Here is a 25117-nt window from a genome sequence, read left to right on the forward strand (position 1 = left end):
CCGATGAGCGAGCCGGAACCCGACCGGATGATTGAGTCGGAACCCGGCAGGAGCGGGCCGTCCGGCAGGACGCCGCGGGCCGGCCGGGGACGGCACGACGACGACACGCCGCCGGAAGCGATCGTCGCCATCCCGCTGCGCCACCCCTGGCGGAACGTGGTGGCGGTCCTCCTCATCCTGGGGCTTGCGGTCTTTGTGCTCGACGCCGCCCAGCGCGCGGACTATGGCTGGCCGGACGTGGGCAAGTACATCTTCGACCGGCGGATCAGCCAGGCCGCCTGGGTGACGTTGTGGCTGACCGTCTACGCGATGATCGGCGCGATCGTCATCGGCCTGCTGCTGGCCATCATGCGCCTTTCGCCGAACCCGGTGCTAAAGAGCATTGCCTGGCTGTACATCTGGATCTTCCGGGGAACCCCGGTCTACGTGCAGCTGGTCTTCTGGGGCATCGTGTCCTTGATCTACCCCGTGTTCACGCTGGGCATTCCGTTTGTGGAGCCGTGGGTCACCATCCCGAATGAGGTCTTTACCAACCTCTTCATCACCGCCGTGATCGGGCTGGCCCTGAACGAGGCCGCGTACATGTCCGAAATCGTGCGCGCCGGTCTGCTGTCCGTGGACCAGGGCCAGGAGGAAGCATCGACGGCGCTGGCCATGTCCTGGGGCCAGACGATGCGGTACGTCGTGGTTCCGCAGGCGATGAAGATCATCATTCCGCCCACCGGCAACGAGGTGATTTCGATGCTCAAGACCACCTCCCTGGTGGCCGCGATTCCGCTGAGCATTGACCTCTACGGCGTGTCCCGCGGTATTTCCGCGGTGACGTTCACCCCGGTGCCGCTGCTGATTGTGGCTTCCCTCTGGTACCTGCTGTTCACCTCCATCCTGATGGTGGGCCAGCACTTCATTGAGAAACGGTTTTCCCGCGGAACCGGGCGCGTCAAGACAGGCAAGGAACCGGCGACGTCGGGACCGGCACCGACGGCGGTTCCCGGCGGGCCCACCCCGCCGGTCAGCACAGACTTTGGAGGAAAAGGATGACGGACGCGCCGATGGTGCTTGCGGAGCGGGTCTCCAAGAATTTCGGCACCAACAAGGTGCTGCGGGGGATCAGCCTCGAGGTCGACCCCGGCGAGGTGCTCTGCATTGTGGGCCCCAGCGGTTCGGGCAAATCGACGTTCCTGCGGTGCATCAACCACCTGGAACGGGTTGACGGCGGCCGCCTTTCGGTCGACGGACAGCTGGTTGGCTACCGCCAAAAGGGAGACAAGCTCTACGAACTGAAGCTCAAGGAAGCTGCCTTCCAGCGCCAGGAAATCGGGATGGTGTTCCAGCGGTTCAACCTGTTCCCGCACCTGACCGCGGTGGAGAACATCATCCTGGCACCCATGCGGGTGAAGGGTCTGTCCAAGGCCAATGCCACCGCCCGGGCCATGGAACTGCTGGATCGTGTGGGGCTGGGCGACAAGGGGGAGGCCTATCCGGCGCACCTGTCCGGCGGCCAGCAGCAGCGGGTGGCGATCGCCCGTGCGCTGGCCATGGACCCGAAGCTGATGCTCTTCGACGAGCCGACCAGCGCCCTGGACCCCGAACTCGTGGGCGAGGTGCTCGATGTCATGAAGGAACTGGCCAAGAGCGGCATGACCATGATCGTGGTGACCCATGAGATGGGGTTCGCCCGCGAGGTGGCGGACACGCTGGTCTTCATGGACGAAGGCGTGGTGGTGGAGGCCGGACCGCCGCGGGAGATCCTGAGCAATCCGCAGCACGACCGGACCAAGGCGTTCCTCTCCAAGGTTCTCTGACGCTGGGAGTCCACCGTGCGGCGGGCCTGGGCGTGGGCCGGGACGGGCCGGGACGGGCCGGGCCTCGGCTTGGACCGGACCGGCCTGGCGCCGGGAGCGGTGGCTTCGCCGCCGCGCGGGTGGAAAAATGAAGTCGTGGAAAGCCTCGCGGACAGCAAGGTCTGGGCTGACTACAACGCCGCCCAGGCGGACCGACCCGTGCGCTCCCTCTGCCTCGACGCCATGGCCTTCGCCGGTCCGGGGGACGGCCGCCGTGCCATCGACCTGGGCTGCGGTGCCGGGAAGGAAACGCTGGCGATGTTGCGCGCCGGCTGGTCCGTGCACGCCGTGGACTCGCTGCCGGACACCCGGGAACGGCTGCTGGTTATGGCCCCCGAGGACGCGGCCGGCCGGCTCAGCATCGAGGTGCGTGCCTTCCAGGACCTCCGGGACCTCCCGCCGGCGGAGCTTATCTTCGCCGGCTATTCGCTGCCCTTCATCCACCCGGACAGGTTCGCCGGGTTCTGGGCCGTGATGCTCAGTGCCCTCCGGCCCCCGGGCGTTTTGGCGGTGAACCTCTTCGGGGACCGGGATTCCTGGGCGGACATCCCGGACTGGAACTTCCACACCGAAGCCGGGGCGCGGCAGCTCTTCGCCGGGCTGGAGATCCTGAAGTTCGAGGTGTACGACGCCGACGGGCAGTCGTTCCGCGGTCCCAAGCACTGGCACATCTACGACGTGGTCGCCCGCAAGCCGTGACGCCAGCCGTCACGGACAGCAGTCTTTTCCCTCCCGGTTCGAGGACTTCCGCACCATTCCGCGGTTCCCGCGCAGAGACAGGGCCAGAAGCCCGCCCTGCGTGACCCGGAACCCTGTCCGTCGCCGCGATTTTGGCGTCCGGTTCGATTTTGGCCGGCACCGTGGGACAGACTGTTGCCGTGAGCAACTCTCCCCGGACGGGCCTCGCCGTCGCAGGACTCAGCCTGGGCACGGCCCTGAACCCGCTGAATTCCTCGATGATCGCCGTCGCCCTGGTGGTGCTGCGCGCTGACTTCGGGCTCGACGTCGCCACCGTCACCTGGGTGATCACCTCCTTCTACCTCACCTCCGCGGCGGGCCAGCCGCTCATGGGCAGGCTGGCGGACCGCTTCGGCCCGCGGCGGCTGTTCATGATCGGCATGGCCCTGGTGGCCGTAACCTGCGCCCTTGCCCCGTTCGCACCGAACTTCGCGGTGCTCTGCGTGGCCCGCGCCTTCATGGCCCTCGGCACGGCCGCCGCCTACCCGAGCGCCGTCGTCATGGTCGGTGCCCTGGCGAAGCAGGCGAACGTGAAGTCCACCCGGCCGCTGGGCCGGATCCAGATGGCCAACACCTCCGCGGCGGCCGTCGGGCCGGTGGTGGGCGGGCTCCTGGTGGGGTTCGTCGGCTGGGAAGCACTGTTCCTTATCAACGTTCCGCTGGCGCTGGCAGCGATCATCCTGGTCCGCCGCTTTGCCCCGGCGGACGAAGACCGGGAAAGCGGAAGGGCCTCTGAGCTGCTGCGGGACTCGGACATCCCCGGCATCCTGGCCTTCATCGGCTCCATGGTCCTGGTGATGATGGCGCTGCTCAACGTGCTGCCTGCCTTCCGCTGGTGGCTGCTGGGCGGAGGCACCCTGCTGGCCGTTCTGTTCGTGTGGCGTGAGCTGCGTTTCACCCCGCCGTTCCTGGACCTGCGGCTGCTGGGCAGGAACCGGCCGCTGTTGCTGGTCTACCTGGGGTTCGCCCTGTTCAGCGGCGTTTACTACTTCGCGTTCTTCGGCCTGCCGCAGCTGCTGCAGGAAGCCGGCGGCTACGAGCCCGGGGTGGTGGGCCTGTTGATGTTGCCGCTGGCCGCGATGTCGGTCGTGGTGACGCCTTTAGCGGTCCGCGCCATCGACCGGTTCGGGGTGAAGCGCGTGCTGATTGCCGGCGTCGTTCTACTCATGGCCGCCTCCGCGACGATGTGGCTGCTGACCGCGTCGTTCGCCATTCCGTTGGTGCTGGCCCTCACCGCGTTCCTGGGGGTGCCCTACGGGGTGGCCAGCATCGCCTACAACCAGGGGATGTACCTCTCCACCCGGCCGGAGGAGCGCGGTGTGGCCGCCGGGATCTTCCAGACCTGCCGGTATCTCGGGGCGATCACGGCGACGGTGCTGATCGGCATCTTTTACGGCACGGGTGTGAACCAGGCCAGCTGGGGGCTGATGGTTTTTATCATGCTCGGACTCGGTGCGGTGGTGTTGGTGGTGTCGGTGACGTGGCGGGGGCGGCGGGGCTGAGGGCCGTCGGCGCGGACTCCCGGCCGGATGGGTTCTCGCAGTCAAAGTGATACTGCCGCAGGAGGTTGGACCGGATAGGGTCTTTGAGTTTCTCCATCGCCCTGACCTCGATCCGGCGGACGCTTTCCCGCGTGGTGCCGAGGACCTTCGCCACCGCGTCCAGGGATTTCGCGCCTCCGCCGGTCAGGCCGAAGCGCATCGCAATGACCCGGGCCTCCCGGGACTCGAGCGTGCCGAGTACGGCATGGAGCTGCGCCTTCATCTGTTGCTGGAAGAGCGCATCGCTCGCGTCGGGGGCGGAGGTATCCCACAGCTGTTCAGCCAGGGCTTCGGTACCGCCCTTTCCGTCGGGCACCAGAGCGTCCAACGAACAGACCGGCCGGTCCACGGTCAGCAGACACTCAACCTTGCCGACCGAATTGTGTGTCAGCTGACTGAGATGCACCCTGCTGCAAACGGACCCCGTCGTAGCTGCAGTCCGTTGAGCTGACCGCACTTTCTGCAGCTGGTCAATGACGTTGGCCGGCAGCCGGATGAGTCGTGCCTGATCAGCCAGCGCCCGGGTGATGGCGTTCCGGATGTGCCACGTGGCGTGGGTGGAGAACTTGAAACCCTTGGTGAAGTCGAACGTGCGCACTGCCCTGTGCAGTCCCAGGTTTCCCTCCTGGATCAGGTCCTCAAAATCGAGCCGCCTGCGGGTGTAGTGCTTGGCGACCGACACCACGAGCCGGAGGTTGGCGTGGAACAGGGCGTAGACGGCTCGCTTGCCCATGAGGACGATGGTCCGGAGCTCCGCGCTCTCCGGGCCGGCCCGCGCGGTACCGTCCGCCAGGAGCTGTTCCGCGAAAAGCCCGGCCTCGATCTCCTGTGCCAGGTCCACTTCCTGCTCGGCGGTGAGCAAGTCGTATCGGCGCAGCCGGCGCAGGTAGTCCCGGACGGCGTCGTCAGTGACCCCGCCGGTGGCCGCCAGCATTTCCGGCCAGCCAGGGTCATTTGGCTCGAATGAGTCGGGGACCGGGGCAGCTGCTGCAGGCGAGGCCTGCGCCGTGCCGATTGCCTCGTGAATCCGGTCAGCCATGTCATCCCCTGTCGGACGGTTCAAGCTTGTGAAGGCAGACTACGTGGCTGGTGTGACAATAACCGGAGGGTATGGGCGGGCTGGTTGGGGGCTGATTCTGGCGTCCACGGCGGGGGATTTCCGACTCCGGTCAGCTTTGCTGGGCAACGGCGGCAAGGCGGGACGGCGGCAACGGCGGCAGCCCAAGGATCCCTTGACAGGCTCGGACCACCGGAATATCTTCGGCCTTAACAGGGCGATTCGCCCATTCCTCACAACTTTCACAGTCGTTCTCGGCGCTCCGCGCGGCGCCCACTGCCCGGACGGCAGCCCGGCGGCGTGGGTCCGTGCGGCATGCCCGAACAAACGCGCTGGGGATCCAATTCGGTCTCTCGGCTACAAGGAGTCGGAAATGTCTGAAGAAATTAGGTTGATGGAGCGGTTCTACAAAGATGTCATGGAGAGCGGAAATCTCGCTCTCATCGATGAGCTGGCGAAGGATGGCATGGTGGATCACGAGGAGGGTTTCCCCGGGCAGCCGCCCGGCAAGGACGGGGTTAAATTCTTCGTGAACATGATGCGCTCGGCTTTCCCGGACATCAAGGTCAAAGAGATCACGCCCTCGCTGAGCGCCGGAAACCTGGAGGCGTGCCACGTGATCCTGACGGGCACCCATCGTGGCGAGCTGGCCGGCATCCCGCCGACGGGCAAGCGCGTGGAGTTCGACTCTACTGACATCATCCGTGTCGAGGATGGCAAGGTCGCCGAGCACTGGGGCACCACGGACAACATGGGTCTCATGCAACAGATCGGCGCCGTGGCTATGGCCTGAACCAAAAGCGAAGCACGACGGCGGCCGGAACGACCGCCGTCGTGCACGACGAAGGCTGTCCACCTTCCGAAAGGGAACGCGGACAGCCTTTCTGCAGCCGTCGCGCGTTTAGGCCTGCGGCGCGTAGGCCCTGGGCAGCTTCAGCCCGCGTTCTTCCATGACGGTGCGCAGGCGGGTGGGGTAATCGGTGATGATGCCGTCCACGCCGAGGTCCATCAGGCGCTGCATGTCCGCCGTGGTGTTCACGGTCCAGGGGATGACCGGCAGGCCGAGTTCGTGGGCTTCAGCGATCATGCCGGGGGTGACGGAGCGGAAGGCGGGGGAGATGACGTCGTAGCCCTGGGCCGCCGCTGCCTTGGCGAGGGATCCGCCGTACGTGTCGATGTCGATGCCGCCGAGGTTGGGGCTGGCGCCGGGCTGGCCGACCGCCAGCCACCCGTCGCCGCTGGACAGCGCAACGAGCGGCAGCTCCGGGGCGATTTCCTTGGTCAGGTTCAGCGATGACCAGTCGAACGACTGCACCGAGATGCGGTCCGCCATGCCGGAGGCCTGGATCTCCGTGACCACGGCCCGGGTCAGCGCCACCATGCCTTCGCCGCCGGACTTGCCGTCCTCCACCTTGGTCTCGATGTTGAAGCGGACCTTCTCGGCGTCGGTGTCGCGCACCAGCTGGAACACGTCCTTGAGCTCGGCGATCCGGTTGCCCTCGATCACGTTCTGGCCCGGGAACCCCAACAGTGGCGCGAAGCCGCAGTCCAGGGTCTTGATCTGGGCCAGCGACAGCTCGGCAACCCGGTCGCCGACATAGGGGAAGGCGGCGTCGCCCGGCGTGGCGGGCGCCGTGTCCAGGCATTTGTCGGCCTGGATGGTGTCGTCGTGCCAGACAATGACCTTGCCGTCGGATGTCAGGTGGGTGTCCAGTTCCAGGGTGGTCACGCCCAGCTTCAGCGAGTTGGCGAACGCGGCCAGGGATTCCTCGGTCCACTCGCCGCGGCCTCCCCGGTGTGACTGCAGGTCAAAGGACCCGTTGCTCTCGTTGGTCTTGATGTCGGCTTTTGCGTTGACGGCAGCCGTCCCGGCAGCGTTCAACGACGGCGCGGAGCCTGCTTGGGCGGGTGAAGCGGCGAGGGCGGGGCCCGCCAGGGCGGCGATGAGCGCGGCGGTGGCCGCGGCAGTCAGGGGTGTGCGCATGGTCATGGTTCCTCCTGGGTGACGGGTCTCCGGCGCTGCGCCGGCGACCCGACAACCCTAGGGAGGCGAGATGGACTGCCGTGTTCGGGGAACTGGACCTTGGGTGAACACTTCTTCATCCGCGCTGGCGGGAATCCGCTGGCGATGCCCTTCTGCAGCGCTCAGGCGGTGTGGCTGGGGGGCTGTTCCCGGGCGAGGTCCTTGACCCATCCAGGGGTCACCTTGCCCAGGCGGCGGTCCGTCACTTCTCGGAGCTGGGCCGCCGCGATCTGCATGGCGCGGTCATCTTCGTCGAAGACTTCTTCCGGCTCGTCCTGCAAGGGGGCGGCGTGTGCGCCGTGCCTTACCGGTTCGGTTGCCGTGCTCATCCTGCTCCTCCTTCAGTTCGGCCGGGCTTGTGGCCTCCTCCATTGTCGCTCGGTGCGGGTTCTCCGTCCACACCGGCGCCCGGTTGCGGGGTCCGGGACCGGGTCTCCAACGCAGGCGGCGCTTCGCCCGTGGCGCGGGCCAGCCGGGCTTGGGCCGCCTGGTCGAGAGGCCGCTCCGACGCGGCTTCCAGGACGGCGAGCTCGCCGTCGCCGGCCAGTTCGCTTTCACCCAGGACTTTGAGGACTTTGAGCCCAATCGTGCCGCGCTTCTTGTCCCCGGAGTAGACAGCGTCCAGGGCCCACTGGGTCCGCTTCCACCATTCGGCACGGTTGTCCGCTTCAGCTTTCTGCTTCAGAGTCCGCCAGCCGATTACTCCGGCGATCAGAGCGCCGAGGAGCACCGCCAGCGGCCCCAGAGCAGCAAGAATCTGCCACCACTCGGCGGGGCCGGTGTGCACAAAGACCTCGATGGGTGTCGGAGCCGGCGTCGGTGGCATGCGACCAGCTTAGGCCGTGGCCGGGACGATGGCCTCCAGGTCACGGATGGCGTAGCGGTGGTGCTCCCATTCCTCATCGAGAATGGTGTGCAGGCACGCGAGAGTGGTCTCCGGTTGACGGGGGGCCCAGGGGTTCTTGCGAGCGATGGACAGGTCGTCCGGGGTGACGGTGGCGAGGAAGTCGCGCACCATGGCTGCCCGGCCGGCCCGGACCTCGAGCACTTCGGCGTATGACGGTGCGGCCGTCGAGAAAACCGACAGGTCGTACCCGTCGGTCCCGTACTCCACATTCGGCTGGCCGATGGGGTGGTAGGGCTGGTCGATTTCCAGGATCGCCTTGCGAAGCCACGTGTCGGTAGCCATGACCAGGTGACGCAGGGTCTGGGCGAAGGACCATTCACCGTCCACTGAGATGTCGACCGTGCCCGCCGGCATCGCCGCGACCCGCTCCAGCGTCGCCGACCAGGAACGCTCCAGCACGGCCCAGGCGGCGCGAAGCCCCTCCGGATCGCCGGCGCGTCTTTCGGCGCGGCCGGGGAAGCGGCGGTTGAGTTCGGCCTCGACGAAGGGGACCACATCGACGCCGTTGACGTGCAGGGCGTTCCCGCCATCGAACAGCCACAGCGCATCGATATCTGCTCCGGCTACGTCCACGCCGCGCATGACCGCGCCGGACGACGTCAATCACATGGACGAGCAGTACGACGGCCGGATCTCGGACATGCTCGACAACGCCTATCGTTGGGGGCGCGAATCACTCTGGCCTGGGGCACCGGCTGGCCCGCCATCCTGAAGTAACATGAGCGGCAGAGCGCGACACCAGCGCTTCGGACGGGACGGCCCGTTCGTCTAAATCAACGCGGGGAGGGCCCCGTGAAATGGGGTTCAACCCGTGGTTTCCTCGTTTGCGCGATCCATCGTCACGCGTGCCGCCATATCGCGGCTCGTGGTTGGCTGGGGCGCGGTCCTCGGACTGGTGTTTGCCGGGCCCCTGCTGGAGCCACCCGTCCCGACGTGGCCACTGATCGTTTCGCTCGTGCTCATCGTCGGGGTTGTCTTGGTCTGCGCCTTCGGAGTGGTACATGAGGCCGAACATCTGGCCCATCGGCTGGGTGATCCCTACGGCTCTCTGGTCCTGACACTCTCCATCGTGCTGATCGAGGTGGTGCTCATTTCCGCCGTCATGCTCGGGCCCGGGGAGCACACCACGATTGCCCGGGACTCCGTGATGGCAGTATCGATGATTATCCTCAATGCCGTGATCGGGCTCTCGGTCCTCGTTGGGGCGATCAAGCACGGCAACCTGGGGCACAACAGCACGGGCACCTCCTCCTATCTGGCGATGCTCGTCGTCCTGGTCGCGGTGGCGTTTGCCCTGCCGGCCCTGATCGGGGCTGACGGCTCCTACACATCGGGCCAGACGATCCCCATCATCGTGCTGACCCTGGCCCTGTATGCCTTCTTCCTCTACCGGCAGATGGGCCCGCAGGCCGACGACTTCCGGGAAGTCGATCCGAGCTTCTCCACCGGCCCGGACCAACCAGGCAGCGCGGCCGAGCAAAGCCGCCCTAGCATCACCCAAGTCATCGCCGACCACCGGACCGAGGTATTGCTGCGGATCGCATTGCTGATAGTGACGGTCCTGCCCATCGTGCTGCTCTCCCACGACATGGCCACCCTCCTGGACGACGGGCTCGACCGCGCCGGTGCGCCGGTGGCGCTGTCCGGCATTCTGATCGCCATGATTGTGTTCTTGCCCGAGTCGATAACGTCAGTGCGCGCAGCGTTGCAGGGTGAGATTCAACGCGTCAGCAATCTATGTCACGGCGCCCTGGTCTCCACGGTCGGCCTGACCATTCCCGTGGTCCTCATCATCGGCGCCCTCACCGGTCAGGCCATCGTGCTCGGAGAGTCCCCGGCCAACCTGCTGCTTCTCGGCGTCACGTTGATGCTGTCGGTGACCACGCTTGCCGCCAAGAAGGTGACAGCGACGCACGGCGCAGCCCATCTCGTGGTCTTCGCGGTCTACGGCATCGCCGTCTTCTCCTAAAACCCCTGCGTCAGCCGTTGAACAGGCCCGGCGCGGTGCGCTCAGCCCGTTAAGGCCGGGATGATGGCGCCCGAAAAGACCTGCCATGCGAGCGCTGTCTTGGCGATGAGGCTGAGAGTGATGTAGACGCGTTCGCCGTAGAGGTAGTCGCGCCACGGCCCCACCTGGCGGTACTGGAGCAACTGGTTGATCGCGAAGGTGTTGAAGAACAGAAACAGCGAGATGATGATGCCGTAGACGAAGGCGGGCGGCTCCACCGTGCTGGCCGACCCGGGGGACAAGAAATAGACCAGGATCACGATCCAAGGCGCCACCCCGGCCATGGACCCTAAAATGAACGGCAGGAAATTGCCGCTGCCAGGCTTCTCGTATTTTTCCTGCAGCGCACCGAAGCCGATCATCGCGGCATTGACGGCGAAGAGCGAGAGCAGTGCGGCGATATCGGTGATTCCTGTGGTCTGGGCGATCAGCCAGATCATCACGGACGAACTGAGTGAGTATTCGGCCCAGCGGAAGTAGTTGTGGTTCGCTCTGAGCCCGGCACCGTAGCGCGGGAAGAACAGCGGCGACGCTACGGCGAAGTGGAACAGGGCGGAGAGGGCGAGGAACACAACGACGCCGGCACCCACATTGACGGCAAAAAGTTCCACGCGCTCAGGTGGCACCGGGAACCCGGGAGGACCCGCCAGGTAGTCCGCCGTGACACCGAACGTGACCTGGGTGCTCAACATTGTGAGGATCACTCCAAAGCCGATGGCCTGGACCAGGTGAAGAGCGCCAGCCACAAGGTTGTAGGGGCGAAGACGGCGGATGCTGTCGTCGGCGGTCCGGGTTGTGCGCGCCATGGGGGTGCTCCTCGAGGAGGCGACGAACAGTATCTGTGCTGCCCACGGTAGCAGTCGGGTGCCTGCGGGTGCGAGGCACGAGCCTGACTGCCCCGGCGGGGCTCCGTCTGTTGAGTTGCGCTGAGACACAGACCGCGCCGCCTTGCTGGGTTCGCGGTTAGGTCAGTCAGTCTCTACTCGGCGACAAAAGCGGGGGAGCGCGGTACCAGCGTCCCCGCCAGGATGCCGCTGACGAAGCGCAGGATCTCCTCGCCGGCCAGGACACCGGACGCAGAGGTCACGGCCAGGTGCGGCCGGGAAAACCCGTCGGTGTCGAGTTCGCCATGCGCGGGGCGGATGGCGATGTCCGCCAGCTCAAGGATGCCCGCGTCCAGCCGTGAGTCGCCCGCTGCCACCAGAAGACCTGATCCGGTGCGCCGCCGGACCTCGTCCACGGCGGCTTCCTTGGTGATGGGGGCCGGCACGCAGTAGAGCTTCCGCCCCTGCAACGAAATCGTCCAGCCGCGGGCGTTGCACCAGGCGCCGAGCTCGTCGAGGTACGCCTCGGGCATCGCCTCGCGGTCAACGATCGAGTACACAAAGACGTCTTCGGCGGTCCGGACCCTCAGGATTGCGGGGATCGCCCCGCTGCCCTGGAGATGGCCCAGCACTGCGTCCAGGGGCGCACAATCGGCTCCCAGGGACCGCTCAATGTGGCGGGACCAGTCGCGGTCCGGCTCGCCGTCGTGCAGGAGCACGGCGCCGTTCGTCGTCACGGCGTACCCCTGGCCGAAGCCCGGCAGCCGCACGCGGGAGAACTGCGCCCGGGTGCGGGTGGTGACGGGCACGAACACGCTCCGTCCCACGATCCCTTCCAACAGCTCCTCCGCGGCCCGCGTCATGAAGGACAGCGGTGCCGCGTCATAGACTTCGGCGACGACCATCCGGGGCGCCAAGTGGTCGCTTCCCACGAGGGCCATGGAGTTCGCCGAGTAGATCAAGGTCCGGTCCAGGTCGCTGGCCACCATCACCGGGGCGGCGCTTGAGTGGACGCTCATACGTCGACCACCGCCTTGCCGTCTGCGCCGGTCGCTCCCGGGGTGTGGATCGGGTGGATCAGCCCGACACAGCTGTAGGCCAGGCCCGGAACCTCCAACACCTCGACGCCGCGCTGTTCGGCCAGGTGCAGCACGTGGGCGAGCTCCGGCATCGCCTCAGGGCGCACCAGCACCTTCCATGGCACGCGCCGCAGGAGGACCCTGGTGGTTTCGCCGACGCCCGGTTTGACGAGGTTCACGTTGTTAATGCCGAAGCTGCGGCTGATTTCCTCGACGGCGGACCAGCCGGACCAGTCTGCGTCCGGGAGTCCCGCGACGGTTGAGGGGAAGTGGACTGCCGCTCGGAGGACGTCGTCCCGGACGCCGGGGAACTGGCTGGTGACCGCTGCCAGGAAGTCGTTGGAGACGTCGCTGCCGGAGAGCTCCGAGTAGAACTTGGCCCCGTGGAAATCGCCGGGCCCGATCAGCGCCGTGTTGTACACGGTGCGGGAGACGAGACCGGAGACGGTCGAATTCAGGCATGCCGAGGGGACAAGATAGTCCTCCCGGGTGCCGAAAATCCGGACGCAATGCCCCGGGTCCGCGAGGACCGCCAGGTCCGGCCGGAACGCCGGCCCGTCGGTCTGCCGGAAGAGGTCGACGGCGGCGGCGAGTTCGCGGGCGATCGCTCCCTTCCCGGTCCAGCCGTCGACGAACATCACATCCTCCGGGCGGTGCCGGGAGGCGAGGTAGCCGAGTGCGCTCTGGTCGATGCCGAGCCCGCGGACAATGCTGATGGCATAGTGCGGCAGCTTCAGTCCGTTGACCTCCCAGGCCCATCTTTTCATCAGGATTCCCACGGGCGTACCTGCGCGGGCGAGGGAAACCAGCACGGGCGCGTTGCCGCGCAGCTTCAGGACCTGCTCGGTGAGCGTCCCGACGGCGTGCGCGATCCGGCCGGCCGAGCCTTCGAGTGCGGCCTCGAACAGGGCGCTGTACTCGGGCGAGGGTTCGAATTCCTGCGGCAGCGATTCCGCGTAACTTGCCTTACCGGACTGGATCGCGGCTTCACGTTCGGCTTTGGGCGCTTCCAGCTGCGCAAAGCTCAGGTCCTTCAGCAGCCACTCGACGTCCTCCGGCAGGTAGGAACCGAACGCGGGCCCGACCAGCGGCGGCGGGAACGTTGACTGGACCGGCAGCGTGAGAATGCGGACGTCGTCGGTGCTGCCGGCAACGGCCTCGGCGATCCTGCCGGGGGCCAGGAGTTCGGACACCGCGGTGCCCGGTTCCGGCATGATCACCACGGTGTCGAAGCGCCCTGCGGGGTGCATGAAGTTGTAGGCGAACCGCGCCCCGGACCCGTCCGGGGCGTCATCGCCGCTGTCAAAGGCAATCGCGGAGCGGATCGCGTAGCCCGGTTCATCCAGCGCGGCGATCGGAGAGCGGGTACTGGTGGAATAGCGGATGTCGGCGTCGGGGCGCAGGCCCTGCAACCGGACGGCGACCGCCAGGGGCAGGGCCATGAATTCCTCCGTGGCGAGGACCAGCACCCGGGCCCCCGGCCCGGCGCTGCTGCCGAGGGTCCCGGCCAGGGCGTCGGCGATGCGCCCCGCCTGGTCCGGATCCGGGCGCCCGGCCACGCCGAAGCGGGCGCTGCGGATGGGCGGCACGAGTCCGGTCAGGTCAGCCACCTGGATCCGGCCGGGGCCGGCAACCGCTGCTTCCGGTTGCGGGAGGTTGCCGATCAGCTCTGCCGCGTCCGCAGCGAGTGATTCCGGCAAGTGGATGCTGCCCTGCGCCAGTGCCACAGCGGTGATCCGGGAGCCGAGTTCGTGTGCCAGTTCATCAAGGCGGCCCCGGTCAGCGGCGGAGCGCAGGTCCACCAGGGAGGCGACCACGTAGTGGCGGTGCGGGGCGGTGCGGTGCAGTTCGCGGATGGTGTTGATGATCGTGGCGCCGGTGCTTAACTCGTCGTCCACGAGCACCACGGTGTCGGCCAGGTCAAGGGCGGCGCGGCTGGTCGGCAGCAGTTGGTGGGAGGTCGCGTGCGAATGCACTTCCTCGAACGCGCCATACGGCTCCACCCCGCTGCCGCCCAGCCGGGTGGAGTGAATGTAGTAGGTCCCCAGCTGCCCGGCCACCAGCTGACCCAGCCCGGTCGCGGTTTCAGCGTAACCGATGGTCACGACGCCGGGAAGTTCGGTCTGCTCCCGGGCGAGCAGTTCGCACAGGCCCGACACGGCGGCCAACCTGGCAGGGCGTTCGTCCTGGTCCGGGGCGGTCCCGCCGTCCGGGCATGATGGCCCGTCCAGCAGGTGCCCCAGCCGGTCCACGGCCTCGTGGACGACGGGAATCAGCGACCCGGCAGGCAGCGACCCGCCGGTCAGCGATCCGGCCGGCGTGTCCGGACCGGAGGCATCGGGGACCTGGAGTTCCTGGCGGACCAGGAGCCCCAGCAGCTGGCCTGACGCCGTCGCGATCCCGGGTTCGGTGGGGACGTGCTTGGCCAGCACCCGCGAGACCAGCAGATGGGCCCGCTTGGGGTTGCGCCGTAGCGCCAACCCGACCAGGGCCTTCACCGGCAGCACGCTGCGACCGGGGTCCGACGCCACCTCGACGCCGAGGGCGTCGCGCACGTAACCGCCGCTCCAGGGAGCATCTGTTGAGAGTTGCTTCACCGCATGCTCGCTTCCAGTAATTCGACAAAATTGACGCCGGGCCTCGCGACTCCGAAGGCCCTGGCCCGCAACAGGGTGCGCTCCGCCCAGGCACGGTGCGGCTTCATCTCGTTCATCTTGTTTCCATAGGACGATGCCTTCACGCCGCCCCCTGCGCTCTCGGTGATGTCCAGGGCATCGAGGTACTCCTCGTGGCTCACGACGCACATGGCATGCACCACGGGCACGTGGCTGGGATGGATGACCGTCTTGCCCAGCAGTCCGTTCGCGAGATCCAGTTCGATCTCGCGAATCAGGCCGTCCAGATTCTCCAGGAGGATGCGCTTGCGGAGTCCGCCCACGTTGACGGCTTCGAACGGTGTGGACCGCAGCTGGGGCCGCAGGACCCGTTCTGTGTTGACGAAGTGTTCCCAGACGGGGCCGGAGATGACCCAGCCGTCCTGCGGGCGGCCGAAGATGTTCACGACGTCGCCAATAATGTTCGCGACGACCTTGACGTTGTAGATGGTCAGGTCGCGGGAGCGCCGCAGGCCAAAGGCGCTGGACATGTCCGTGGCACCGATCCGGACGCACAGCACCAGGTCGCGGAACTCTTCTACGAGGGCCAGGTTGTCCGTCAGGACCCGGACGCGTGACTCCAGGTGTGTTGTCGACAGGTCCTCGATGATCGGCATCGCCCTCAGGGCGTGTTCCCTGGAGTCCCCGGTGCGTCCGGCTTCCTCGTTCAACAGCTGCAGTGCGACCAGGAAGGCCCGCCCGCGGCCTGTCTCGTTCTCGAACTTGGGCAGCACGAAGCCGTAGACGACGGCGAGAGCGGCACCTGCCCGGCGTCCGACGTCGAGCAGCTGTTCGGGGGTCCGGCACCGGATGAAAATCAGCGGAAGATCGTCCGGATCGTCCAGCGAGAGTTCGTCCAGTGCGGCGAGCAGGTTCTCCTCCGCTGCGGGCACTTCCTCGTCGGGTACGGCGTCTTCGAGACAGATGACGATGCTGAGGCAACCCGCCTCGGCCTGTTTCCGGATTCCGGCTGCCAGTGAGCTTCGTGTGGCCGGCGAGTACAGGGTGGCACCGAGCGCGACGGCGAGCAGGCCGGGATCCGAGGTGCGGTGCAGGGGTTCGGGGTGCAGGTGGAAGAGCCGATCCCTGACGGATTCGGCCAAGGCTTTGAAGTGCTGCATGGTCCCCTAGTTGTTGTCAGTAGTGCGCTGCCGGATCAGCGCTGGAGGACGCGCCGGTCCAGTGGAGTGGTCATGGTGAAACCGAAAATAGCCCAGATGGCTGCGTCGGAGGCGTCTGCCGGAACGAACTCGGCGCGGAGCTCCAGCACCGCGCCGACCCGCACGACGTACAGAACGCTCCGCAGCCCGGCATCGTTCCGGGCGGCAACCGTGGCGGCCGCGCCGTTGAAGACTCCGACCGTCAGCGGGCTCTCTCCCGCGACGAACAGGAGGCGGCGAAGGAGCCGGACATGGCGCAGGGACACGACGCCGGCCCCGTCCTGCACGCCGGCCAGGGACCGGTTTCCGGGCGTGAGGACGGCGGTGCCAGCCTTGTGCCCCTCGGTGTGGTGGGCGCCGGTGGTGAGCTCCTGGTCCTCCCAGGCCGCCGAGCGAACCCCGGCCACCAGGAGTGAGCCAATCGCGGACTGCCTGGCGTTCAGGCGCACCACCGGATTGGCTTCCCCCAACTCGCGGACGCTGCCGAAATCCGGGGCCGGGAACAGCCGCTCCGATGCCGCCGGAGCGGGCCGGGGCCCCGGCGTTGAAGACCCTGCGGCCTTCGTGGACGGTGAAGCCGCCGGGCTGGCGCCGAGGGTGAGTCCGCCGGAGGCCGCCGGCCTGGTTCCGAGGGTGAGTCCGCCGGAGGCCGCCGGCCTGGCGACGGGGTTCGGGTTCGGGGCTGAACTGGGCGAAGTGGTTCGAATGGGTTCCGGCTGCACCACCGGCTTCGGGCGCCGGCTGAGGTAGGGGATGTCGGTGCGAAGCGCGGTTCGATTCAACGCCATGCTCAGAGCTTCAACTTGAAGTCGGCGGCAACGGCGGAGAGTCCCGCCTCATAGCCTTGACCGAGGGCGCGGAACTTCCAGCCTCCAGCGTGCCGGTAAAGCTCCCCGAGAATCATGGCGTTGATTTTGTCGAGGTTCCCCTTCGGAACCGTGAAGCGCAGCAGCTCCCGGTTGTGTTCGGTGGCAACCCGCAGGTAGGCATTCTTCACGGCGCCGAACGTGCCGGGGCCGCGCACCTCCGGATCCACGTAGAGCAGCACGACGATCTTGTGGACCCCGTCGGGCACCCGGTTCAGGTCGACGTCGATCTGGTCCTGGTCCTCCGCGCCGGCGAAGGAAATGCTGCCTTCGGGGCTGACAATCTGGTTGAAGAAAACCAGGTGGTCATCGGAAACGGCACGGCCGTCGGCCCCGCACATGATCACCATGGGGACCAGCTCGGCCTGCGGTCCACGGCTCGGGACCATGTCCCAGCCGAGACCGAGCAGCACTTTCTCCAGCCCGGGGTTCTCAGCAGTGAGGGCGGCGTTGCTGCCCGCGACCATAGTAGCCACTAGCGTCCTTCCAGATGGAGACCATCAATATCAAACTTGTCCCGGAGGAACTGGCCGTGGACTGCCAGTTCCGTAATGGCCCCCGTCCGGACCTGGGTGTCCAGGTTCTTGACGGTGGAGTAGAGCACGTCGAACTGATCCAGCAGCACCGTTGTGTCGGCCGAATCGTCCCGCCGCGACCCGGCGGCCAGCATCAGGTAGGCCCGCAGCGGGGACGGCAGATAGTCGGTGATGACGGCGTTAAGCAGGACGCGCTGCTCGGTCGACGCGCCCGACCGGCCGATGTAGCCGATGAGGGCGCGCAGGATGTCGGTCAGCTGCAGCACCTGTGACACCACGAGGGGAGGCAGTTCGGCGCCGCGGGCCAGGACCGTGCGCCGCAACTCCTCGAGCGCGGCGGCGGTGACTGTCAGCTCGTCCGCAGCCGTATCGACGGCGGGAGATTCGGCACCGGGGACGGCGGCGGGGCGGGATGCCGCTCCGCCGCCGAACAACGAGCCTAAGAAATTTGCGACCATAGCCCGTAAGCCTATTGCTCAGGACTGACGACCACTAATTCCCCTCCTGCTGCCTGACCCTGTCCAGGTACGGGCGGGCCCGTTCCAGCCCGGTTTCAAGGGCCTGTACGGTGCCTTCCATGCTCTTGTTGGCCTGGGAGCGGAACGTGTCGATGGCGTCCATGGTCTGGAACACGTTGTCGAAGGCCTTCTGCAGCGTCTCCACGCTGACACCGGAGCTCGCCGCCTGCTGGTGGATCCGCGTGGTCTGATCCTTGAGCATCTCGGAAGTCTTGAGGATCATATTGTTCGTCGTCGTGTTGATGGCGTCGATCTGATCCAGCACCATCTTCTGGTTCGCCAGTGCCTGGGCCACAATGACGGCGGTCCGCAGCGCGGAGATCGTCGTCGTGCGGGCCCGTTCGACGCCCTTGATCAGTTCCGTGTTGTTCTTGCGGATCATGTCGATGGCCAGGTAGCCCTGAACCGAGACGGCCAGCTGGGTCAGGATGTCCTGGTGGCGCTGGCGGATCGGATAGAGCACATCAGAGTCGAGTTTGCCGGCCTCTTCGATCTGGCCCTGCATCTTCATCTCGTCGATCCGGGTGGCGGTGGCATTATCGAGGGCCTTGGCGAACACTGCGTATTCGCTCAGCCCCTGCATGGTCTCCCACAGCTGGGTCTTCTCCTGCGCGAGGGAGGCGTTGTCCTTGAGCAGGGCGTCCTGCCCGGCCATCAGGGACTTAATGATCTTGTCGAGCTGGGTCTGCGCACTCTCGTATTTCTGGAAATACTTGGCGAGCTTGTTGCCGCCCGGAATGATCCCCAGGATCTTCCGGCCGACGCTCAGATCGGCGTTGCTGGGTGTCAGGTCCTCGACGGTGGATCGGAGCTCACCGAGCGTCGAGGCGACCTGCACCTGGGCGTTGCTGCCGGACTTCTTCGCCCCGGCCAGCGACGTGGACGACCGCTCCAGCAGCCGGCTTGACGTGCTGGCGGATGCCACGAGCTGCTGGCCGCCAAGCCGGTTGATGCCATCGATCTTGCTGGTGTATTCGGGGCTGAACGGGCTCATCGCCGAGACTTCGGTGATGAAGGCCCGGGCCTGCGCGTTGATTTCCTGCTGGCGTTCGGCCGGTACCGGAACCATGCCCGGTGCGTCGTCCAGCTTGACGATTTCGACGTTTTCCGGGGCGTTCAGTACCAGCGGCGTCGAGGCGGTGGCCTCCGGCGGCGTGAGTTGCATGCTCATTGGTCCGTTTCTCTTTCTATGGTCTCGGCTGCTCAGCCGAGCTGGACGCCGAAGTCGGCGGCGATGCCGGCGAGCCCGGTGGCGTACCCCTGGCCGACTGCCTTGAACTTCCACTCGCCGTTGTGCCGGTAGAGCTCTGAGAAGATCATGCAGGTCTCCGGTGCCGCGTCCTCGCTCAGGTCGTAGCGGACGACTTCGGTGTCGCTTTCCTGGTTGACAATTCGGCAGTAGGCGCCGCGCACCTGGCCGAAGTTCTGCCGGCGTGCTTCCGCCTGGTCGATTGAAACCACAAAGACGATCCGCTCGACATCCGCGCCAACGGCCGAGAGTTCGACGGCGACCACTTCGTCGTCGCCGTCGCCGTCACCGGAGCGGTTGTCGCCCTTGTGGACGACCGACCCGTCGGCGGCGGCCGGCTGGTTGTAGAAGATGAAGTCCGCGGAGCTGCGGACTTTGCCGTCGGCGCCGAGCAGGAGCGCCGAGGCGTCCAGGTCGAAGGCGTCGCCGGTGGTGGTGCGGGGATCCCAGCCGAGCCCGACCAGGACTTTGTTCAGCCCCGGATCGGTCTTGGTGAGCGAGAGGTTGCTGCCTTTGGTGAGGGTCAGTCCGGCCATGGTTGTTCTCCTTGTTCAGTCTGGGTGGCGTGTGGCTGGGCGGCCCGGGTTTCCCCGGACCACCCGGATTCTAGTCCAGCGCGATGCCGAAGTCCGTGGCAACGCCATGGAGTCCCGAGGCGTAGCCCTGTCCGACCGCACGGAACTTCCACTCGCCGTTGTGGCGGTAGATTTCCGCGAAAATCATGCAGGTTTCGGCTGCTGCGTCCTCGGTCAGGTCGTAGCGGACCACTTCGTTGTCGGTCTCCTGATTTACGACCCGGCAGAACGCGTCGCGGACCTGGCCGAAGTTCTGGTGGCGGGCCTCTGCCTGATCAATCGACACCACGATGACAATCTTCTCGATGTCCAGCGCCACGGCGTCGAGGTCGATCAGGACCTGCTCGTCGTCGCCGTCGCCTTCGCCCGTGCGGTTATCGCCCTGGTGGACGACCGAGCCGTCCGGGGACGAAAGCTGGTTGTAGAAGATGAAGTCAGCGTTGGAGCGGACCTTGCCGTCAGCACGGACAAGGAGGGCCGAGGCGTCGAGGTCGAACTGTTGCCCGGCGGTGGTCCGCGGGTCCCAGCCAAGACCGATCATGGCTTTGCGAAGACCCGGATCGGCTTTCGTCAGCGACAGGTTACTGCCCTTGCTCAGAGTCAGGCTGGACACGAGATACTCCTTCAGTTCGGTGGGTGCGTACGCCGGGCCCGGGAGCCCGGGTCCCGTCTTGCTACAGGGCGGAAGCCGCGGCGCCGAGGACGTCCCCGGCAGTGCGGCCATTGGCCGGGGTGCCGATCGCCTGGAAGGTCCAGGTATTGCCGGTCCGCGACAGCTTCGACATGATCATGGCCGTGTTGCGGCCCGACTCGGTGAGGGAGTAGCGGGCGACTTCCGGGCTGCCCGCGGCCGAGTCGTCGAGGACCCGGCAGAACGCGTTCTGGACCATGTCGAAGGTCTGCTGGCTGTAGCTGGTGATGACGAACACGATGTGCTGGACCGCCGGAGACACGGCGGGGAGGTTGACCATCATGGTCTCGTCGTCGCCGTCGCCGGCGCCGGTCAGGTTGTCCCCGGTGTGGCGGACGGCGCCGTCTTTGCTGCTGAGCTGGTTGAAGAAGACCGTGTCCAGGTGCTTTCCCTCAGCGTCGAACATGATGGCCGAGGCGTCCAGATCGATCTCAACGGTTTTCGTGCCGCCGAAGAACCCCTTCTTGGCCGGGACGGCCGAGTCCCACCCAAGGCCCAGGCGGACGGTCGTCAGAGACTCGCCGTTCTGCTTCGTGAGTGACAGTGACTGGCCTTTTTGCAGACTCAAACCCATTGATTTACTCGCTTCTCTTAGAGGTGGTTGTTGCTTCTTTAAGTGTTAGTGACGAGCTATTTGTTGGCGTCGGCTGATTCAAGCACGTCGGCCGGACCGGCGACGCTTTTCTTCTTGTTGCGGCGTATCGATCCTGCGAAGGCGGCGCCAATGAAAACGACGCCGATCAGGCCGGTGATGATTTCGTTGATGGGGAACACGATGGTGACCAGGAGGATGACCGCCAGGGCGCCGATTGCCCAGTGCGCGCCGTGGTCGAGGTACTCGAATTCGTCCAGCGTTCCTTCCCGGACCAGGAAGACGGTCAGGGAGCGGACGAACATGGCGCCGATGAAGCCCAGTCCCAGGGCAATGATGATGGGGTCCGAGGTGATGGCGAAGGCGCCGATGACGCCGTCGAACGAGAAGGACGCGTCGATGACTTCCAGGTAGAGGAAGAGCATGAAGGCGGCCTTGCCGGCCAGTTTGGCGGATCCGGAGGGGCCCGTGTGAGCGATCAGGTTCGCGTCGTCCGCGTCGACGTCGCCGTCTTGATCAACGTCGAAGAGATTTCCGAGGCCGTTGACCAGGAAGTAGGTGATCATGCCCAGCAGGCCGGAGAGGAGCACGATGCCCTGCTTCTCGCCGGATACGGCGCCGGCGATGGCCAGTGCCGCCATGCCGATGATTATTGATGCGCCTTCGAGCTTGCCCAGCCGGGCCAGCGGGATTTCGAGGAACTTGATCCACTTGATGTCCCGGTGGGCGAGGATGAAGTCCAGGAACAGCATCAGGAGGAACATCCCACCGAATGCGGCGATCTGCGGGTGCGCTTCGTGGAGCAGGTATCCGTAGCTGCCGGGGGTGTTCGGGTCACCCTTTTCCATCGCGAGAGTGACGGCTTCGACCGGGTTCAGGCCGGCGGTGACCCCCACGATGAGCAGGGGGAAGAGGATCCGCATGCCGAAGACGGCGATGATGATGCCGACGCTGAGGAACATCTTCTGCCAGAACGGGTTCATGCGTTCCAGGATCCGTGCGTTGACAACAGCGTTGTCGAAACTCAGGCTGACTTCAAGAATGCCCAGGATGACGCAGAGAATGAGCGCCTCAGGGCCGCCATAAAGGAAAGCGATCACTAGCGCGATGATGGTGACCGCGAACGACCACCCGAAAGTCTTGAAAATCAAGCTGGAACAACTCCTGGAACGACAGGTCCTGTCCGGTCAGTGACGGCAGGACGGCGAAAAACATCCCGGAAGTTATCCCCCAAGACTTCGTGGCACCCATCCTATCCGCAGGCCGCGACGCTTTGTCAGTGACGCCGCCGTCTTTTTGAGGGTGGTTGTCGGTTTCGGGCCACTACTCGCAGGCGACGCCGTCGCCGTCGCGGTCCAGTTTCCGGCTGTAGCCGGGCTGGCCGGCGCGGATCGGGGCCGCCCCGGCAGCCCGAACGGCAGCGCAATTGGCGTAGTAGACCGCAGACGGCGCCGGGGGCACGTAGACCGGTGCCGGTGGAACGTAGGGTGCGGGTGCCGGTGCCGGCGCCGGGGCGGGAGCCGGCGCGAGGTACACGGGGGCTGGGGGACCATACGGGGCGGGGGCCGCGGGCGCAGGGGCAACGACCACCGCTGCGGCTGCGGAGTCTGCTGTCTCGTCGGCCGACGCGACGACTCTGACTTCCGATTCATTGGTCGGTACCAACTGGCCGGAACAGTCCTTCAGGACTTCTTCCATCGCGTCGTGTTCAGGTTTGGTCACCCACAGGTCATACGTCGCTTTGACGGCGATCTGCCGGGCAACGTATTCGCAGCGATAGCTCGTGTTCGGCGGCAGCCAGGCCGCTGCGTCGCTTTCACCCTTTTTGACATCGGTTGGGCCATCGGTTGCCTGGAGGTTCAGGGGATCGTTGGCGAAAGCCATGCGCTGCTCGCCGGTGAGCTGCTGGGCCCCCTTTATCCATGCGTCACCAAGGGCGACCACATGGTCTATCTGTACGGCGCTGCTTGTTTCGGGGCCCCGCTGGAAATTGATTGACTTAGCCGTGTAGGGATCGGGTGCAAGGATCCCGCTATCGACCTTGCAGGTCGAATTGTCGACAAAAGCGACTTTGGTCAGGTCTCGTTTGAGTATGTCGTTCCGGGTGTCGCACCCGTTTCTGTCGATATCTGCCCAGGCCTGCCCGTACATGGCTCGAGCGCTGTACCCGGGCGTTGACGCGGTTTCTTTGACGGGGAGAAGGGCGAGAAGATCCAGTGCCTTGGTCGCGAAGGCTGGCTGGCTTTTCGGGGCGGTGTAATTCACGCCTTTGGCGAGTTCCGTGACCCTGTCGGGGTCGAGGGGTTCACCCGTGTTTGTCGGGGAAGGTGAGGGGGACGGGGTGGCCGAGGGTGACGGTGATGAGGTGCGGGAGGCTTCTTCTGCTCTCTTTGCATTTTCAGAAGCCGCTTGGGCGGCAAGGCTTTCGGCAGAAGGAGGCGGCAGGATGACCGCGCCGACCACCAATATGACCAAAGACGCGGCCAGGACGATGCCGCCGACTTTTCGTTTGCCGGGCAGCCGGGCCCAGGAGCGGCGCCCGGTGGCCGCGACGTAGAGGCCGGTCAGTGCCGCGAAGATGGCGAGGAATATGAGGGCCCCACCCAATCCTCCGTTGGTGAAGCCCAACCACATGGCCAAAAGGACAAGCACTCCGACGATGAACGTCGAGAATTTTGGCTTTTTCGGGGGCTTTGGTGGGTCGAAGGAAGCGCCCGGTGGCCGCCACGCCGAGGGCTCCTCGCGCTTTTCAAAAAACGACGAGAACGATTGGTGACTATTCAATTTGGAATCCCCATGTTTCCGGCCCATCAGCTACGTCGCTGGGCGCCCGACCAATAACGCAGACCTGCGTCAAGGGGAGTATATGGCACCCTTTCGATTTCGTTGTTTTGGAACTGTTTCAAGCCGTATCAACGCGACTTGGGTGGCGGGGCATTCCTGGCGTGGATCCAAGACATTGACGCGGCCGGTCCTTAAGTGCGGCTGATTAATACCGCCTGCAATTTCTCGAACGACTCGGTCCATCCGCTGCGGTGCAGGGCCACCCGCTCCTCCGTCAGGAATGGGCCCTGCGAGAGCACCAGGCGCGTGTCCTCGCCGGTAATCCCGAGGGAGAGGTCGACGACGGTTTCCCGGTCGTCGGGGGTCGGTTCCTCCCAGCGGAAGGTGTACACCAGACGCCATGGAGGATCGATCTCCAGGAACTCGCCCGAGAGGTGGAACGGTTCGCCATCCGGGGGCGTCATGCGGAATCCGTAGCGGCCGCCTTCGGTGAGGTTCAGTTCGGCCGCAGGGGTGGTGAAGCCGTGCGGTCCCCACCACTTCACCAGTTCGGTCGATTCCGTCAACATCCTGAAGACTTCTTCCGGGGGAGCATCGAGCGTGTACTCCAGGTTCAGGACCAGTCCGCCAGTTTCCCTATTCCCGGGTGTCTCGTTCATTGTTCAACTCTGGCACCCTGCGGACGCTGACGGAAGCGGATCATGCTGGCAGAGGATATTCTGCGCCAATCAGCGCATTTAGCGGGTTGTTCCGTCAAACTAATGTCGGCACATGGAATCTTGGGGAATGCCGTCGTCGACGGTGCTGCCGCCTGAACGCCGTGGCTGCATCATCACTCATCGAAAGGCGCCACCATGACACAGCCCCACCCCGACGCGAACGCCGTCACTCCGGAAGGCTATGACCAGCCAGCTGCCCCGCCGTCCCACGGCGGAGTGACCCCGACTGGACCTCAGCCGCAGCAGCCCTACGCCGGCCCGCAGCAGGGCCACCAGGCCGGACCGCAGCAGCCCTACGCCGGCCCGCAGCAGCCGTACCAGGGCCACCCGGCCGGCCCCCAGCAGCCGTTCGCGGGACAGCCGCAGTACCAGGCGTACCCGCCTGCGCCCCAGCAGCCGCAGTACCAGCAGCAGCCGCCTGCGCCCCAGCAGCCGCAGTCCCAGCAGCAGCCGCCGAACCCGGCCTACGGCTACACGCAGCCGAAATCAAAGATCGTCGCCGGTCTGCTGGGCATCTTCCTGGGCGGACTGGGTATCCACCGCTTCTACCTTGGATACACCAAAGTGGCGGTCATCCAGCTCGTCCTCACCCTCGTCCTGGGCATCTTCACGCTCGGCCTCGGGTTCATCGTCGGCCTGTGGGGCGTCGTCGAGGGCATCATGATCATCGCTGGCGCGGCCCAATTCCGGACCGACGCCCAGGGCGTCCCGCTCCGCGACTGACCGCGGCCCGGATCCTCCACCCCTCCGGA

Annotated in this window: 26 protein-coding genes; 7 read left to right on the forward strand and 19 right to left on the reverse strand. The window is 66.0% G+C overall.

Annotation, left to right across the window (positions count from 1 at the left end; translation table 11 throughout):
* Positions 1–3 precede the first annotated feature (3 nt).
* From QK291_RS16650 to QK291_RS16665, 4 genes are all read left to right on the forward strand, one after another.
* Positions 4–1041 carry an amino acid ABC transporter permease gene (locus QK291_RS16650; protein ID WP_282383823.1) on the forward strand — a complete coding sequence of 346 codons (1038 nt, stop codon included), beginning with the start codon at positions 4–6 and terminating at the stop codon, positions 1039–1041.
* Positions 1038–1805 carry an amino acid ABC transporter ATP-binding protein gene (locus QK291_RS16655; protein WP_282383824.1) on the forward strand — a complete coding sequence of 256 codons (768 nt, stop codon included), beginning with the start codon at positions 1038–1040 and terminating at the stop codon, positions 1803–1805. The genes QK291_RS16650 and QK291_RS16655 overlap by 4 nt, the downstream gene beginning before the upstream one ends.
* A gap of 135 nt (positions 1806–1940) precedes the next feature.
* Positions 1941–2543 carry a class I SAM-dependent methyltransferase gene (locus QK291_RS16660; RefSeq protein WP_282383826.1) on the forward strand — a complete coding sequence of 201 codons (603 nt, stop codon included), beginning with the start codon at positions 1941–1943 and terminating at the stop codon, positions 2541–2543.
* Positions 2544–2722: 179 nt separating this feature from the next.
* A complete protein-coding gene (locus QK291_RS16665; RefSeq protein ID WP_282383828.1) occupies positions 2723–4084 on the forward strand; it encodes an MFS transporter in 1362 nt (453 codons plus the stop codon).
* Here the strand turns inward: QK291_RS16665 and QK291_RS16670 are convergent.
* Entirely contained in the window at positions 4020–5162 is a 1143-nt protein-coding gene (locus tag QK291_RS16670; RefSeq protein WP_282383829.1) for a sigma-70 family RNA polymerase sigma factor, read from the reverse strand. The two genes, QK291_RS16665 and QK291_RS16670, sit on opposite strands and share 65 nt — an antisense overlap.
* 391 nt (positions 5163–5553) lie before the next feature.
* On the opposite strand from QK291_RS16670, the gene QK291_RS16675 reads away from it, so the two are divergent.
* Entirely contained in the window at positions 5554–5973 is a 420-nt protein-coding gene (locus QK291_RS16675) for an ester cyclase (RefSeq protein WP_282383830.1), read from the forward strand.
* A 108-nt stretch (positions 5974–6081) separates the two neighbouring features.
* Here QK291_RS16675 and QK291_RS16680 read toward each other — a convergent pair whose 3' ends face one another.
* The 4 genes from QK291_RS16680 to QK291_RS16695 all read right to left on the reverse strand — a co-directional run bounded on the left by QK291_RS16680 (position 6082) and on the right by QK291_RS16695 (position 8692).
* A complete protein-coding gene (locus tag QK291_RS16680; RefSeq protein WP_282383831.1) occupies positions 6082–7170 on the reverse strand; it encodes a glycerophosphodiester phosphodiesterase family protein in 1089 nt (362 codons plus the stop codon).
* Positions 7171–7325: 155 nt separating this feature from the next.
* Entirely contained in the window at positions 7326–7532 is a 207-nt protein-coding gene (locus tag QK291_RS16685) for a hypothetical protein (RefSeq protein WP_282383832.1), read from the reverse strand.
* On the reverse strand, positions 7529–8029 hold the full coding sequence (locus QK291_RS16690) for a hypothetical protein (RefSeq protein WP_282383833.1): 501 nt from the start codon (positions 8027–8029) through the stop codon (positions 7529–7531). Before QK291_RS16690 ends, QK291_RS16685 begins: the two co-directional genes overlap by 4 nt.
* 9 nt (positions 8030–8038) lie before the next feature.
* The gene (locus QK291_RS16695; RefSeq protein ID WP_282383873.1) at positions 8039–8692 is read right to left on the reverse strand and encodes a DinB family protein; all 654 of its coding nucleotides are present in this window, start codon (positions 8690–8692) and stop codon (positions 8039–8041) included.
* A 229-nt stretch (positions 8693–8921) separates the two neighbouring features.
* Between QK291_RS16695 and QK291_RS16700 the strand changes: the two genes are divergently transcribed.
* Positions 8922–10079, forward strand: a complete 1158-nt coding sequence (locus tag QK291_RS16700; RefSeq protein ID WP_282383834.1) for a calcium:proton antiporter — start codon at positions 8922–8924, stop codon at positions 10077–10079.
* Between the two features lie 41 nt (positions 10080–10120).
* Here QK291_RS16700 and heR read toward each other — a convergent pair whose 3' ends face one another.
* The 14 genes from heR to QK291_RS16770 form a co-directional block, all read right to left on the reverse strand.
* Positions 10121–10924 carry a heliorhodopsin HeR gene (gene heR, locus QK291_RS16705; protein ID WP_282383835.1) on the reverse strand — a complete coding sequence of 268 codons (804 nt, stop codon included), beginning with the start codon at positions 10922–10924 and terminating at the stop codon, positions 10121–10123.
* Positions 10925–11097: 173 nt separating this feature from the next.
* Positions 11098–11961 carry an HAD family hydrolase gene (locus tag QK291_RS16710; RefSeq protein ID WP_282383836.1) on the reverse strand — a complete coding sequence of 288 codons (864 nt, stop codon included), beginning with the start codon at positions 11959–11961 and terminating at the stop codon, positions 11098–11100.
* Positions 11958–14618, reverse strand: a complete 2661-nt coding sequence (locus QK291_RS16715; RefSeq protein ID WP_282383837.1) for a phosphoribosyltransferase domain-containing protein — start codon at positions 14616–14618, stop codon at positions 11958–11960. Before QK291_RS16715 ends, QK291_RS16710 begins: the two co-directional genes overlap by 4 nt.
* Positions 14615–15796, reverse strand: a complete 1182-nt coding sequence (locus QK291_RS16720) for an HpcH/HpaI aldolase/citrate lyase family protein (RefSeq protein WP_282383839.1) — start codon at positions 15794–15796, stop codon at positions 14615–14617. The genes QK291_RS16715 and QK291_RS16720 overlap by 4 nt, the downstream gene beginning before the upstream one ends.
* A 35-nt stretch (positions 15797–15831) precedes the next feature.
* Entirely contained in the window at positions 15832–16623 is a 792-nt protein-coding gene (locus tag QK291_RS16725) for a hypothetical protein (protein WP_282383840.1), read from the reverse strand.
* A 2-nt stretch (positions 16624–16625) separates the two neighbouring features.
* Positions 16626–17168 (reverse strand): TerD family protein, encoded by a 543-nt coding sequence (locus QK291_RS16730; RefSeq protein ID WP_282383875.1) that lies wholly within the window; start codon positions 17166–17168, stop codon positions 16626–16628.
* Positions 17169–17176: 8 nt separating this feature from the next.
* Positions 17177–17695, reverse strand: a complete 519-nt coding sequence (locus QK291_RS16735; RefSeq protein ID WP_282383841.1) for a hypothetical protein — start codon at positions 17693–17695, stop codon at positions 17177–17179.
* A 34-nt stretch (positions 17696–17729) separates the two neighbouring features.
* Entirely contained in the window at positions 17730–18926 is a 1197-nt protein-coding gene (locus QK291_RS16740) for a toxic anion resistance protein (RefSeq protein ID WP_282383842.1), read from the reverse strand.
* A gap of 32 nt (positions 18927–18958) precedes the next feature.
* Complete coding sequence (locus tag QK291_RS16745) at positions 18959–19540, reverse strand: TerD family protein (protein WP_282383843.1); 582 nt, start codon at positions 19538–19540, stop codon at positions 18959–18961.
* A gap of 70 nt (positions 19541–19610) precedes the next feature.
* Positions 19611–20192: a TerD family protein gene (locus tag QK291_RS16750; protein WP_282383844.1), complete on the reverse strand. Its 582-nt coding sequence runs from the start codon at positions 20190–20192 to the stop codon at positions 19611–19613.
* Between the two features lie 61 nt (positions 20193–20253).
* Complete coding sequence (locus tag QK291_RS16755; RefSeq protein WP_282383845.1) at positions 20254–20844, reverse strand: TerD family protein; 591 nt, start codon at positions 20842–20844, stop codon at positions 20254–20256.
* A 56-nt stretch (positions 20845–20900) separates the two neighbouring features.
* Positions 20901–22010 (reverse strand): DUF475 domain-containing protein, encoded by a 1110-nt coding sequence (locus QK291_RS16760; protein ID WP_348994595.1) that lies wholly within the window; start codon positions 22008–22010, stop codon positions 20901–20903.
* Positions 22011–22185: 175 nt separating this feature from the next.
* A complete protein-coding gene (locus QK291_RS16765) occupies positions 22186–23646 on the reverse strand; it encodes a DUF1524 domain-containing protein (protein WP_282383848.1) in 1461 nt (486 codons plus the stop codon).
* Positions 23647–23837: 191 nt separating this feature from the next.
* Positions 23838–24305 (reverse strand): SRPBCC domain-containing protein, encoded by a 468-nt coding sequence (locus QK291_RS16770; protein ID WP_282383849.1) that lies wholly within the window; start codon positions 24303–24305, stop codon positions 23838–23840.
* 195 nt (positions 24306–24500) lie between these two features.
* Here QK291_RS16770 and QK291_RS16775 point away from each other — a divergent pair, with 195 nt between their 5' ends.
* Positions 24501–25088: a TM2 domain-containing protein gene (locus QK291_RS16775; protein WP_282383850.1), complete on the forward strand. Its 588-nt coding sequence runs from the start codon at positions 24501–24503 to the stop codon at positions 25086–25088.
* Positions 25089–25117: the final 29 nt, after the last annotated feature.

Source organism: Arthrobacter sp. AL12, assembly GCF_029960645.1.
Classification (GTDB): Bacteria; Actinomycetota; Actinomycetes; order Actinomycetales; family Micrococcaceae; genus Arthrobacter.